The organism is Amycolatopsis sp. NPDC088138 (genome assembly GCF_044741685.1).
Lineage (GTDB): Bacteria > Actinomycetota > Actinomycetes > Mycobacteriales > Pseudonocardiaceae > Amycolatopsis.
Genome location: NZ_JBIUTB010000001.1, coordinates 72582 through 85495, shown reverse-complemented (window position 1 = coordinate 85495; position 12914 = coordinate 72582). Strand labels below are relative to the sequence as shown.

Genomic DNA, 12914 nt, shown 5'->3' with positions numbered 1-12914 from the left:
GATGCTTTCGGCCGTGTCGATCGAGCTGGAGCGCTACGACTGGACCGGGCGGAGCGTGGCCTACGGCTACTTCGACAACTACCTGCTCATCCAGGGCAACATGTTCGCCCCGGCGGTCGACCTGGTGCCCGCGCTCTGCGCCGCGCTGGCGACCGAGCTGCCCCGCCCCGCCCGGACGTGGGTGCTTTACCTCATCGGCGAGATCGTGTCCGCCGACGTTCACATCGAGGAGCCGGCGCAGGCCAGGATCGAGCTGCCTGAACGCGCGAAGGAGCACGCCCGGGCAGCGCTGTGGCTCTTCTACCACGAGCTGTGCCACGGTCGCGCCGACCTGGCGTACGACATTCTCGAGGAGATCGAACCCGACCGGGACCGGCTGGCGCGGTTCGAGGAGCGCGCGCGGGACCAACGCCGTTGACCGGTTTCGCGACTTTCGGGGGTATGGCGGGTTTGTCCCGCACCGACACACTGTGCGTGCCGGTGCGGTGACCGTGGGCTCGCGGACCGCTACCGGGCGTCCATCCGTGCGGCCGTGAGGAGATCCCCCGATGGCGTCAAGGTCCCTGTCCCGGCTCGCCCTGGTGGCGGCCGGCACCCTGCTCGCGTCCCTGCTGGGCAGCAGCGCCACCGCGCAGCCCGCCGACACGCCCGTGTTCTGGCGCGTCCCGGCGTCCGCGGCGCAGGCCGCCGCCCTGACCGGCGCCGGGTTCGACGTCGAAGAGGGTGACGCCGGCTCGGTGTACGTCGTCGGCGGTCAGTCCGTGGCCGACCAGCTGCGCGGCCTCGGGTACCGGCCGACCTTCTTCGACACCGTCTACAAAGAACTGCCCGCGCAGGCGAATTCCCTGGCCGCGGACACCTTCTACGGCGGATACCGCACGGTCACCGCGCACGAGGCCCACCTCACGAGCGTCGCGGCCGCGCACCCCGACCTGGCCACGAAGTACACGATCGGCCAGTCGTGGAAGAAGCAGCAGGGCCAGGGCGGCCACGACATCCAGGCGATCTGCCTGACCAAGAAGCAGACCGGCGACTGCACGCTCTCGACGACGTCGAAGAAGCCGAAGTTCTTCCTGATGGCCCAGATCCACGCGCGCGAGCTGTCGACCGGCGAGCTCGCCTGGCGCTGGATCGACTACCTCGCCGACGGTTACGCCACCGACGCCACCGCGAAGTCCATTTTGGACACCACCGAGGTCTGGGTGGTGCCGATCTCGAACCCGGACGGCGTCGACATCGTCGCCTCCGGCGGCAACTCGCCGAAGCTGCAGCGCAAGAACGCGAACAACACCCGCGGCGGCTGCTCCGGCACCAACATCGGCATCGACCTCAACCGCAACTCGACGTTCAAGTGGGGCGGCGACTCCAACTCCCCCTGCGCCGAGACCTACCAGGGCGCGAGCGCCGGCTCCGAACCCGAGGTGAAGGCGCTCGAAAGCCTGGCCCGCTCGATCTACCCGGACCAGCGCGGCACCGGCAACAACGACCCGGCGCCGGCGACGGCCAAGGGCACGATGATCACGCTGCACAGCTACGGCAACGACATCATCATCCCGTGGGGCTTCACGCAGGCCACCTCGCCGAACGACGCGCAGTACCGCAAGCTCGGCGCGAAGTACGCCGCGTCCAACGGTTACCTCGTCGGCACCAACGAGGAGACCGTCGGCTACGACACGAGCGGCACCACCGACGACTTCACCTACGGCGAACTCGGTGTCGCCAGCGTGACGTTCGAGGTCGGCGGCTCCAGCGGCACCTGCGGCGGGTTCCTGCCGCGCTACACCTGCGTGGACAGCACCTTCTGGCCGAAGAACAAGGGCGCGCTGGTCACCGCCGCGAAGGCCGCGGCGGCGCCGTACCAGCAGTGACTCACACTCGGCAGACGTAGATGCAGTTCTGCGGACGCGGGGAACCGAGCACGTCGACGTGCCGGAACCCCGCGTCCGCGAGCATTTCCGACGCCTTTTCGGTGCCCCACATCGCACCCAGCGCCGCGCCGCCCTCGGCGAGCGACGTCGTGGTGCAGTACATCAGGCTGATCGAGTAGCACAGCGCGGCGAGCGGGTTGCCGACGTTCTTCTCCACGTGGCTGGAGAAGTTGGTGTCCACCATGAAGAACAGCCCGTCCGGCGCGAGCGCCCCGCGAATCCGGCGCAGCACGACGTCCGGGCGGTCCTGGTCGTGGATCGCGTCGAACGCGGTGATCAGGTCGTACGGCGGGTCGGCCGTCAGCTCGGCGGCGTCCCCCACCGCGAACGCGGCGTTGGGCAGGTCCGCATTGGTCTCTGCTGCTTGCGCGACGACGCCGGGATTGATGTCGAGACCGGTGAACCGCGACGCGGGAAACGCCCGGGCGGCGACCGAGATGGCGTTCCCGGTGCCGCAGCCCAGGTCGAGCACGCGCACACCCTCGGTCAGCTTTTCCGTGAGGCCGGGGACGGCGCCGAAGAAGCCGTCGACCAGGTGCTCGCGGTAGATGTGCTTCCAGCTGTCGCCGGTCTTCGCGCCGAGTGTCTCGAGGTAGGGCCCGTACGCCGACCGCGGCACCCCGCCGCCCTCGGCGAAGCTGCGCTCGAGGTCGGGCAGGATGCCGGTGAACGCGCTCAGCGTCAGCAGCGACGGCATCAGGTTCGACGCCGTGTCGCCGAGCAGGAACTTCGCGTGCTCTGGCGGGAAGGTGTACTCCCCCGCGTCGCAGGTGAAGATGCCGCCGGTGACCATCGCGCCCAGCCACTCGCGAACGTACCGCTCCCGCAGCCCGGCCCGCTCGGCGAGCCCGGCACTGGTCGCGGGCCCGCGAGCGGCCGCTTCGAGCAGCCCGGTGCGGTGCCCGAGCCCGATCAGCATGGTCAGCGCGCTGCCGGTCATGGTCGCGGTCAGATGCGCCGCGAAGTCCTTTTCCTCCATGCGGACCGACTTTACCCGCCTCGGCCACCGTCCGATGTGGACGGTCTCCCACCGGCTGCCATGCCGTGAGGGGCACCTTCAGGGCTTGCGCGTCCCTGAGGGTGCCCTTCAAGATCATCCGAGCACCGAGGGCCGGCCACCCCTGCCATGAGGGGCACCCTCACGGCTTGCGCGTCCCCAAGAGTGCCCCTCAAGACATCCGAGCACCAAGGGCCCGCGCCGCCATGAGGGGCACCCTGACGGACATCAGAGCCATGAGGGTGCCCTTCAGGACATCCGAGCACCGAGGACCTTGCGGCCCGCCGTGAGGGGCACCCTCAGGACATACGAGCACCCGAGGGCCAGCCGCCCCGTGCCGTGAGGGGCACCTTCAGGGATTACGTGTCCCTGAGGGTGCCCCTCACGGCTTGAGCAGCTCGCAGGCCGGTCCGTCAGGCTTCCTCGTCCTCCAGGTCCGCGTCGGCGAGGACCGCGTAGACCCGGCGGCGCGCGTCGGCGAGGATCTTCTTCACCTCGGTGACCTGGGCTTCGTTGCCGCTGTAGCCGACCTGGGCGGCCGCGCCGGACAGCTCGCCCAGCGCGTTCCACAGCGCGGCGAAGCGGTCGGCGTTCGGCTCGTCCTCGGGTGCGCCGTCGGACCACAGGGCGGCGAACTCCTCCTCACGGCCGTCGACGTGCTCCCGCCCGGCGTCGGTCAGCTCGGCGACGCGCCTGCCGCCCGACTCGACCGTGCGGACCAGGCCCTCGTCCTCCAACTGCTGCAGGATCGGGTACACCGAACCGGGGCTGGGCCGCCACCGGTCGTGGGTGCGCCGCCGGATCTCCTGCATCAGCTGGTAACCGTGCATCGGCTCCTCGGCCAGCAGCGCGAGCACGGCCGGGCGCACCGGACGCGCCGCGGGCCGCCCACCCCGGAAGTCCCGCACCCGCTGGAAGGCGCCGCCGCCCCAGCCACCCGGGCCGCCGAACGACCCCGGCCCGCCCGGGAACCCCGGAAACCCGGGGAAGCCGCCCGGACCACCGGGAACCCCCGGCGGGTGGGGTGGGTGCGGCGGAAAACCACCCGGCGGCCCGCCGCGCGCCAGGTCGGGGCCGCCTTCCCAGTCCTCGTGGCCGGGCATCCCGTGCTCGTGGTCCGGATGCCCGTGGTGGCCCGGGAGCCCCGGGTGGCCCGGGTGCCCGTGACTGCCGAAGGGCTCCCCGCCCCCGAATCCGCCGAACATCCGCCCTGCTCCGGTGTGCATCACCATGGTGCCTCCTCGATCGTCGTATCGCCGACATTCGCACGATATATCGCCGTTGGATCGACCGCAAGGAAGCGCCCGTCAGGACCCGGACTTGACCGCCAGTGCCAGCAGCTCCGCGGCCGGTCCGGCCAGCCGCCGGCCCGCCGGCCACACCGCGCGCAGCACCCGCCCGAGCTCGACGCCGTCGACCGCCACCGGCACCAGGCGGCGCCCGGCCACCTCGCGGACGACGTCGAGGTCGCTGATCACCGCGGGCCCGGCCCCCGCGATCACCGCGTTGCGCACCGCCGACGCCGATCCCAGCTCCAGCAACGGGTTCACCGGCCCGGCACCCGCGCGGCGCAACGCCGCCTCGACGGTCTCGCGGGTACCCGACCCGGGCTCGCGCACCACCAGCGGCGTCGCGGCGAGCTCCGCGGCCGTGAGCGGACGCCGCCGCCGCGCCCACTTGTGCCCGGCCGGGACGACCACGACCAGCCGGTCCGTGGCGACCCGGCGGGTGCTCAGGCCCGGCCACGGCCCCGGCGACTCCACGAACCCGAGGTCCACCTTCCCGTGCGTGACGAGGTCCGCGACGTGCTCGGAGTTGACGACCTCGAGCCCGACGTAGGTGTCCGGCCCGGTCCGCTTCACCTCGCCGATCCACGCCGGCACGAAGTGCTCGGCCAGCGTCATGCTCGCCGCGACGCGCAACTTCGCGCCGCGCTGGGTGCGCAGCGCCTCGGCGCCGGTCCGCAGCCCGTCCACCTCGGCCAGCACCCGGTGGGCCCAGCCCGCGATGACCCGGCCGTCCGGGGTCAGCGCCGAGCCCCGCCGAGTCCGGTCCACGAGGGACAGTCCCAGCTGACGCTCCAAAGTGGACAAGCGTTTGCTCGCCGAGGGTTGCGCGATACCCAGTGCGGTGGCCGCCTGCCCGATGCTGCCGAGGTCGTCGACGAGCACCAGCAGGCGCAGCGAGTCCAGATCCGGTCCGGTCATAGCTCCAGTCTATGACCTGCGTCGTCACCGGCGGCTACCGGAACCCGCGCGCCCGGGCGACGCTGGGTACATGGCACTCACGACGGCGAAACCACTCCTGCCCGGCCTCGTGATCACCGGCCTGGGTGTCGCCGCCGCGTACGCGCTGAGCTCGGCGTGGCCGGTCGCCGGCGCGCTCACCGTCGCCGTCGTGCTCGGCATCGCCGCCGGGAGCACTCCCCTGCTGGCCGACGAGCACCGCCAGGCCGTCGCGCGCGTCACGAAACGCCTGCTGCGCGCGGGCGTCGTCCTGCTCGGGCTGCAGCTCGCCCTGCCGACGGTGCTCGGCCTCGGCGCCGGCACCCTCGCCGCCGTGGTGGTGACCGTCGCGGTCACCTTCCTCGGCACCCTCGGCCTCGGCAAGCTGGTGCGGGTGCCGCACGGGCTCGCCCTGCTCGTCGCCACCGGGTTCTCGATCTGCGGCGCGTCGGCGATCGCGGCCATGGAGGGCGTCGTCGACCGGGAGGACTCCGACGTCGCGACGGCGGTCGCGCTCGTCACCTGCTACGGCAGCCTCGCTCTCGGCGTCCTCCCCCTGCTCGCCCACTGGCTCGGCCTGGACGCGGTCCGCACCGGCAGCTGGGCCGGGATCTCGGTGCACGAGGTCGCCCAGGTCGTCGCCGCGGCCGGGCCGGCGGGCGCCGGCGCGGTGACGATCGCGATCGTGGTGAAGCTGAGCCGGGTCGTACTGCTGGCGCCGATGGTCGCGATCGTCGGCGCCACCGAACGCACCCGCCGCGGCGGGCACGCGCCGCTCGTGCCGCTGTTCGTGCTCGGGTTCCTCGCGATGGTCGCCGTCCGCAGCACCGGGCTCGTGCCGGCGTTCGCCCTCGACGTCGCGAAGACCGCGTCCACCCTCCTGCTCGCGGGCGCGCTGTTCGGCCTCGGCTGCGCCGTCCGGCTCGGCCCGCTCCTGCGCGGCGGCGGGCGCGCGCTTCTCCTGGGTCTCCTGTCCACGCTTCTCGTGTTCGCGACCGGCTTCGGCACACTGGCCGCGTTCACCTGATGTTTCCCTACCGGCAAGGGATATAGCTCGTTATACGCCGGGTTGTACGGGTCTTGTACGGGCCGGGTCGACGCTTCCGCCGAGACGTAGGACGTAGAACGAACTCGTAGGGAGTCCCCACCGTGAAGTTCACCCGTTTCGCCGGAGGCCTGCTGGCCGGGCTGCTGGGGTGCGCCGCGCTCGCCGTCCCGGCGACCATCGGCACGGCCGTCGCGTCGGCCGACGTGGCCAGCACTTTGGTCTTCACCAAGAACACCGAAGGCCACGACTGTTACCGCATCCCCACCATCGTCAAGGCGAACGACGGCGCGTTGCTCGCGTTCGCCGAAGGCCGCAACGACGGCGCCAGCGTCTGCAACGACCTCGGCGCGATCGACCTCGTGATGAAGCGCTCCACCGACGGCGGCAAGACGTGGAGCGCGCTGCAGACCGTCATCAAGGCGAACGGCGACACGAAGGGCAACCCGGCCCCGATCGTGATCCCGGGCAGCAACCGCGTGGTGCTGCTGTCGACGATGCAGTGCTACACCAACCCCGCCTGCGGCCGGATCCCGCGCGTGTCCCTCAGTGAGGACAACGGGAAGACGTGGGGCGCGCCGCGCGTGCTGACCACCGAGCTCGGCTTCTCCGCGGCGCCGAGCTGGCTGGCCACCGGGCCGTCGCACGGGATCGTGCTGACCCGCGGCGCGCACAAGGGCCGCCTCGTGGCCGGCATGAGCTACTCGAACATCGGCGCGCTGGTCTACAGCGACGACAACGGTTCCACCTGGCACCTCGGCGCCACGGACAAGCCGAGCGCGAGCACGATGAACCCGCAGGAGATCAGCGTCACCGAGCTGGCCGACGGCCGGGTCTACGCCGCCGCGCGCAACCAGGCCAACGACGGCGACAAGTGCCTGCTGGACGGCACGCACAACCGGGCGTACGCGATCAGCTCGGACGGCGGCGCGACGTTCAGCACGAAGTTCACCTTCGCCACCGACCTCGTCGCCCCCACCGTCGAGGGCTCCACGGCGCGAATGAGCGCCACCGACACCGGCGGCAAGTACGACCGGATCGTGTTCGCCGCACCGTCCACTTGCGACCGTCGCAAGCAGCTGCGGGTGCACTCCTCGTTCGACGAGGGCGGCAACTGGACGGGCACCGACTCGAGCCTGCTCGTGTGGGGCCAGGACGCGGCGTACTCGGACATGGTCCAGCTGTCGCAGTCGTCGGTCGGCGTGCTGTTCGAGGCGGGCCCGGAGCTGCACGCGAACGACACCATCCGCTTCGCCACGGTGACCGAGGCCGCGCTGGGCGCCCCGGCCTGCGGTGGCGGTTACGGCGTCATCGACTCGCAGCCGCTCGGCACGGCGGGCACGGTTTACCTGTCCTACAACGCTTCCAACGGGCAGAACTGCGTCAGCACGATGAAGAGCGCGTCCGCCGGGACGGCCACGGCGACCGCGGCGTTCCTGGAGGTCCAGGGCGCGGCGCGGCAGACCGACTCGGGTTCGTTCTCCTACTTCGCCGGCCCGGTCAAGGCGGCCGCGGCGGACAAGTGCGTCAAGTGGGGCGGGACGGTTGGCGGCGTGTCCTACACCAGCGAGTTCGAGCACTGCGGCTGACACACTGACGGTGGGACCCGCCCCCTGGTCGGGTCCCACCGCCGTCCCGTACCGCCCGGCCCCCTCGCCCGGGCGGTACGGGCGTTTCAGAAGCCGGTGCAGCTCGCGACGGCGCCCGGCCCCGCCGCGGTCGCCGTCTTCGCGTCCTTGCCGTCCACGACGACCTTGCAGGTCACCGAGCCGCCGTCGGGCCCGGCCGTCACGGCGAACTGGGCGCCCTCGAGGAACCCGGTGGCCTCGACGGTCTTCGTCCACGGCACCGAGGCGGACTGCTCGGTGGTGATCAGGATCGTGTGCGCCTCGAAGGTGCTGTAGTCGATGTTCACGGCCTTCGCGTCCCCGCTCACCTGGTAGGTGATCGTGTGGTGCTGGGAGGCCTGGTCCTGGACGTCGGACACGGCCTTGCCGATCACCACCACCCACAGGACGCTCACGACCAGGCCGAGCACCGACACGACGATGCCGGCGACCGCCAGGCCCCGGTTGGTCGCCTTCCCGGCGCGGACCCGCGCCAGTCCGGTCGCCGAAAGGATCAGCCCGAGCACCACCAGGGGCCAGGCGACCACCCCGACGAACGGGATCGGCGAGGCCACCAGCCCGAGCAGGCCGAGGACGAAGCCCGCCGTGCCGAGGCCGTTGCGCGGCGGCGCCTGCCGGGGTTGCTGCTGGAGAGTGGAGTTCTCGGTCATCGGGGTTCCTTTCGCCACTGCTTGACGGCGAGAAGGAAAGCAGCGCGGCGCCCGGCCCCGCGTCGTCCGCGGGACTCGACCCCGTACGACGAAAGTCGTCACCGCCGCCCGGGTGAATCGGCGGAACGGCTGATGGGCAGCGCGCGGGCGCCTCGTAGGCTCTGCGCATGGAACGGTCCGGACCGCAGGTCGTGTGCACGGTGCTCGCGGTCTTCGCGTGCGTGCTGATCAGCACCGGGAACCTCATCGCGGACGCGAGTGTGGCGGGCACCGAAGACCTGCGGCCGACCGCGCTGATGATGCTGAGCTGGCCCGTGGCCCTGGCCGCCGCCGTGCTGCTGGTGTGGCGGCACCGCTGGCCGGTCGTCGTCACGGGTGTCACGCTCCTCGCGCCGCTGCTCATGCGCGGCGACTCGCTGGCGGCGCTGATCGCCCTCGCCGCCCTCGTCGCGCACCACACCGGCTGGCGGCGCTGGACCGGGACCGCGCTGGTCGTCGCCGCGACCGGGTTCGCGGTCTGGCGCGACGCCGGGCGCGTGACCGACCTGTCGCTCGCGGAGGCGTGGCTGTCCACCGAGACGGGGGCGAAGCTGACCGGGGTGATCATCACGGCGCTGGTCTTCACGGCCGTGCCGTTCACCGTCGGGGCCGTCCGGTACAGCACCCTCGAGAGCCGCCGCCGCGACGTCGAAGAGCGGGCGCTGCGCGACCAGGTGGCCCGCCGCGAAGAGCAGACGCGGATCGCGCGCGAGATGCACGACGTCCTCGGCCACCGGCTTTCCCTGCTGTCACTGCAAGCGGGCGCGCTGGAGGTCAACGCGGCCACCACCCCGGACGCGGCGGAGGCGGCCAAGACCGTCCGGACCACGGCCCGGCAGTCCCTCGACGACCTGCGGCAGGTTATCGGCGTGCTGCGCGGCAACGGCTTCACCGACCGCGGTCCCGCGGCTCCCGGCGGCCCCGCGGAGCCGCCGCAGCCGACGTTGACCGACGTCCCGGAGCTGATCGCGAGCGCCCGGCGGGCGGGCCTCGCGGCGAACGTCACCATCCTGCTCGACCAGGCCACGACGGCTCCGGCGCCGCTCGGCACGGCCGCCTACCGGATCCTGCAGGAGGCGCTGACCAACGTCCTGCGGCACGCGCCGGGCGCGCCCGCGGAGGTCACCGTCCGCGGCGGGCCGGGCGCCGGCCTGGGGATCGAGGTCGTCAACCCGCTGCCGCCGCAGCCGGTGCCCTCCCCCGGCTCCGGCACCGGGCTCACCGGCGTCAACGAGCGGATCTCCCTGCTCGGCGGCACCCTCACCGCCGGCCCCGGCGCGGACGGGTTCTTCGCTCTGCGGGCCTGGCTGCCCTGGGTGGCGCCGACGCCCTAGCATGGGCGGGTGAGCGTGCGCGTACTGCTCGTCGACGACGACCCGCTGGTCCGCACCGGGTTGTCGATGATCCTCGCCAGCACCCCCGACCTCGAAGTGGTCGCCGAAGCGGGCGACGGCGACGAGGCCGTCCAGCAGGTCGCGCTGCACGCCCCGGACGTCGTGCTCATGGACATCCGGATGCGCCGGATGAACGGCCTCGCCGCGACCGCCGCGGTGCTCGCCCAGCCGCGGCCGCCGAAGGTGCTGATCCTGACGACCTTCGACCTCGACGAGTACGTCTTCGAGGCGCTCGCGGCCGGCGCGAGCGGGTTCCTGCTCAAGGAAGGCTCGCCACAGGAGATCATCGAAGGCGTCCGGGTGGTGGCCCGCGGCGAGGCGATGCTGTCGCCGCGCACGACGAAGCAGCTGATCGGCCAGTTCGTGGCGGCGCGGGTCAGTCCCCGGCGAGCCCGGGCCCGGGCGGGTCTCGAGCTGCTCAGTGACCGCGAACGGCAGATCGTGACGGCGGTCGCCCAGGGAAAGCCCAACGCGGACATCGCCGCGGAGCTGTTTCTCAGCGAGGCCACCGTGAAGACGCACATCACGCGGACGTTCGCGAAGCTGGACGTCAGCAATCGGGTGCAGCTGACGATCTTCGCCTACGAGGCCGGGCTCGTCGCGCCGTGACGCCGACCCGGGTGATCGTCCTCAATGGAGGGTCCAGCTCCGGCAAGTCCACCATCGCCCGGTGCCTGCAGACGCTCCTCCCCGATCCGTGGCTCACGTTCGGCACCGACACCCTCGTGGACGCGATGCCCGGCGCCGGTACGGACATCGACTTCGCCGCCGACGGTGCGGTCACGGTCGGCGAAGACTTCCGCACCCTCGAAGCGGCGTGGATCGAGGGCATCGCCGCGATGGCCCGGGCGGGTGCCCGGATCGTCGTCGACGAGGTCTTCCTCGGCGGCGCCGGGTCCCAGCGGCGGTGGCAGCGCGCACTCGGCGACCTGGCCGTGCTCTGGGTCGCCGTCCGCTGCGAGCCCGCCGTCGCCGCGGAACGCGAAGCCGGCCGGGGTGACCGGATCGCCGGAATGGCCGCGCACCAAGCGGACCTCGTCCACCGGGGTGTCCACTACGACCTCGAAGTGGACACCACCCGCACCGGACCCGAGGCGTGCGCCCGGGAAATCGCCGAGACGGTCACTTCGCGGACGCCGGAGCCGTCGCCACCGCCGAGTCCCCGAACCTGATTCCCTTGGCCTCCTTGCCGATCGCCGTCAGCACCGCGACGGCGATCAGCCCGGGCACCACCGTCCACAGTAGAGCCGACGAGTACCCGTGCGACTCCGCGATCGCCTGCTGGATCGGGAGGTTGAGGGCCGCCAGGAGGTTGCCCAGCTGGTACGTGACACCCGGGTAGAACCCGCGGATCGCGTCCGGGGACATCTCCGTGAGGTGCGCGGGGATCACGCCCCACGCGCCCTGGACCATCACCTGCATCAGGAACGACCCGAGCGCCAGCATGCCCGCCCCGTGGTCGAACGCGAAGATCGGGATCACCGGCAGGCCGAGCACCGCCGCCGCGACGATCGTGCGGCGGCGGCCCAGCCGCTCGGACAGCGTGCCGAACGTCAGGCCGCCGATGATGGCGCCGACGTTGTACAGCACCGCTATCCACGTGCTCGTCGTCGCGGTCAGGCCGGCGCCGCCGTTGTCGTGCGCCTTGAGGAAGCTCGGGTAGACGTCCTGGGTGCCGTGGCTCATCCAGTTGAACGCCGTCATCAGCAGGATCAGGTACCCGAAGCGGCGGATCACCTTCGGGTTGAGCAGCACGTCCTTGACCGACGTCCGCGTCACGCGCAGCTTCTCCCGGGTCGCCTCCCAGACCTCCGACTCCCGCACCCGGGCGCGGATCAGCAGGCTGATCAGCGCCGGGAAGATGCTGAGCACGAAGATCCAGCGCCACTCGAGGTTCAGTGCCGAGTGGAACAGCAGGTACGCCAACGCGGCCAGCAGGTACCCGATCGAATAACCCACCTGCAGCAGCCCCGAGAAGAACCCGCGGCGCGCCACCGGGATCTTCTCCATCGCCAGCGCGGCGCCCAGGCCCCATTCGCCGCCCATGCCGACGCCGTAGACGAACCGCAGGATCAGCAGCACCGTGAAGTTCGGGGCGAACGCGCACAGCAGGCCGGCCACCGAGTACACCAGGACGTCCACGATCAGCGGCACCCGGCGCCCGACGCGGTCGGCCCACAGCCCGAACAGGAGCGCGCCGACCGGGCGCATCACCAGCGTGGCCGTGGTGATGAACGCCAGCTGCGTCGCGGTCGCGCCGAACGACTTGTCCTTGGCGATGTCCGCCAGGACGAACACCACGAGGAAGTAGTCGAAGGAGTCCATGCTCCAGCCGAGCAGCGCCGCGAGGAACGAGTTGCGCTGGTCCGATGTAAGCGCTTTCTTGCCCTGGGCCGGTTCCGCTTGCCGATCCGTCACGTTTGCCCCGTCCCGTCGGTTCTTCACCGGAAGACTTCAGGCTTGGTCTAGCACCGACGACCCCGTGCGGGCAAGAGTCAGTGGGGCACGCCGATGCGCACCCGGCGGCCGACGTCCCGCGCCCAGGCCTTGATCCGGTCCCAGTCGCGGAAGTCGCCGGCGCGGTGCCCCGAGGCCATCAGCCGCGGGATCAGCCCGCGCACCGTCGCCGGGTCGAGGCGGCCGCCGAAGGTCGCGGTGCGCTCCGCGTCGATGCGCGCCGCGAGCAGCGCCACGTTCGCCGGCAGGCTGACCTGGTGCGTGGCCGCGCCCGGGCCGCACGGTCCGCTGTGGAACAGCCACACGGGACGCTCGGCCAGGTCCCGCGCGTGGTGCTCCAGGAGCCGGACCGCGTCCGGCCGCCACCGGTGGTAGTACAGGGCGCTGCCGACGACCACCGCGGCGTAACCGTCGACGGTCGCGACGTCGGCGGCGTCGCGCAGGTCCACGGTCAGGCCGATGCCGCGGAGCTCCCCGGCGATGACCTCGGCGATCTGCCGGGTGCCGCCGTGGCGTCCGGAGTGGGCGACGAGGACTGCGGTCATGACCCC

The 12914-nt window shown here is 72.0% G+C and carries 13 protein-coding genes; 7 read left to right on the top strand and 6 right to left on the bottom strand.

Going from position 1 to position 12914, the window contains the following annotated elements; all coding sequences use genetic code 11:
* Nucleotide 1: 1 nt before the first annotated feature.
* Both ACIOD2_RS00415 and ACIOD2_RS00410 read left to right on the top strand, forming a co-directional pair.
* Complete coding sequence (locus ACIOD2_RS00415) at nt 2-418, top strand: hypothetical protein (RefSeq protein WP_400532650.1); 417 nt, start codon at nt 2-4, stop codon at nt 416-418.
* 130 nt (nt 419-548) lie between these two features.
* On the top strand, nt 549-1868 hold the full coding sequence (locus tag ACIOD2_RS00410; RefSeq protein WP_400532648.1) for a M14 family zinc carboxypeptidase: 1320 nt from the start codon (nt 549-551) through the stop codon (nt 1866-1868).
* Between the two features lies 1 nt (nt 1869).
* Here the strand turns inward: ACIOD2_RS00410 and ACIOD2_RS00405 are convergent, their stop codons facing one another.
* The 3 genes from ACIOD2_RS00405 to ACIOD2_RS00395 form a co-directional block, all read right to left on the bottom strand.
* Entirely contained in the window at nt 1870-2907 is a 1038-nt protein-coding gene (locus ACIOD2_RS00405) for a class I SAM-dependent methyltransferase (RefSeq protein WP_400532646.1), read from the bottom strand.
* Between the two features lie 431 nt (nt 2908-3338).
* The gene (locus ACIOD2_RS00400) at nt 3339-4157 is read right to left on the bottom strand and encodes a PadR family transcriptional regulator (protein WP_400532644.1); all 819 of its coding nucleotides are present in this window, start codon (nt 4155-4157) and stop codon (nt 3339-3341) included.
* Nucleotides 4158-4232: 75 nt separating this feature from the next.
* Complete coding sequence (locus ACIOD2_RS00395) at nt 4233-5132, bottom strand: LysR family transcriptional regulator (protein ID WP_400532642.1); 900 nt, start codon at nt 5130-5132, stop codon at nt 4233-4235.
* A gap of 70 nt (nt 5133-5202) precedes the next feature.
* Here ACIOD2_RS00395 and ACIOD2_RS00390 point away from each other — a divergent pair, with 70 nt between their 5' ends.
* Both ACIOD2_RS00390 and ACIOD2_RS00385 read left to right on the top strand, forming a co-directional pair.
* The gene (locus ACIOD2_RS00390; protein ID WP_400532640.1) at nt 5203-6177 is read left to right on the top strand and encodes a YeiH family protein; all 975 of its coding nucleotides are present in this window, start codon (nt 5203-5205) and stop codon (nt 6175-6177) included.
* 122 nt (nt 6178-6299) lie between these two features.
* Nucleotides 6300-7784 carry an exo-alpha-sialidase gene (locus ACIOD2_RS00385; RefSeq protein WP_400532638.1) on the top strand — a complete coding sequence of 495 codons (1485 nt, stop codon included), beginning with the start codon at nt 6300-6302 and terminating at the stop codon, nt 7782-7784.
* Nucleotides 7785-7870: 86 nt separating this feature from the next.
* Here the strand turns inward: ACIOD2_RS00385 and ACIOD2_RS00380 are convergent, their stop codons facing one another.
* Nucleotides 7871-8473: an MmpS family transport accessory protein gene (locus ACIOD2_RS00380; RefSeq protein ID WP_400532636.1), complete on the bottom strand. Its 603-nt coding sequence runs from the start codon at nt 8471-8473 to the stop codon at nt 7871-7873.
* A gap of 167 nt (nt 8474-8640) precedes the next feature.
* Between ACIOD2_RS00380 and ACIOD2_RS00375 the strand changes: the two genes are divergently transcribed.
* From ACIOD2_RS00375 to cpt, 3 genes are read left to right on the top strand one after another with little or no spacing between them, the layout of a single operon-like run.
* Nucleotides 8641-9846 carry a sensor histidine kinase gene (locus ACIOD2_RS00375; RefSeq protein ID WP_400532634.1) on the top strand — a complete coding sequence of 402 codons (1206 nt, stop codon included), beginning with the start codon at nt 8641-8643 and terminating at the stop codon, nt 9844-9846.
* A gap of 9 nt (nt 9847-9855) precedes the next feature.
* Nucleotides 9856-10515 (top strand): response regulator, encoded by a 660-nt coding sequence (locus ACIOD2_RS00370; protein WP_400532633.1) that lies wholly within the window; start codon nt 9856-9858, stop codon nt 10513-10515.
* Complete coding sequence (gene cpt / locus ACIOD2_RS00365) at nt 10512-11078, top strand: chloramphenicol phosphotransferase CPT (RefSeq protein WP_400532631.1); 567 nt, start codon at nt 10512-10514, stop codon at nt 11076-11078. Before ACIOD2_RS00370 ends, cpt begins: the two co-directional genes overlap by 4 nt.
* Here the strand turns inward: cpt and ACIOD2_RS00360 are convergent.
* A complete protein-coding gene (locus ACIOD2_RS00360) occupies nt 11029-12324 on the bottom strand; it encodes an MFS transporter (protein ID WP_400532629.1) in 1296 nt (431 codons plus the stop codon). The two genes, cpt and ACIOD2_RS00360, sit on opposite strands and share 50 nt — an antisense overlap.
* Nucleotides 12325-12401: 77 nt before the next feature.
* The gene (locus tag ACIOD2_RS00355; RefSeq protein ID WP_400532627.1) at nt 12402-12908 is read right to left on the bottom strand and encodes a flavodoxin domain-containing protein; all 507 of its coding nucleotides are present in this window, start codon (nt 12906-12908) and stop codon (nt 12402-12404) included.
* Between the last annotated feature and the right edge of the window lie 6 nt (nt 12909-12914).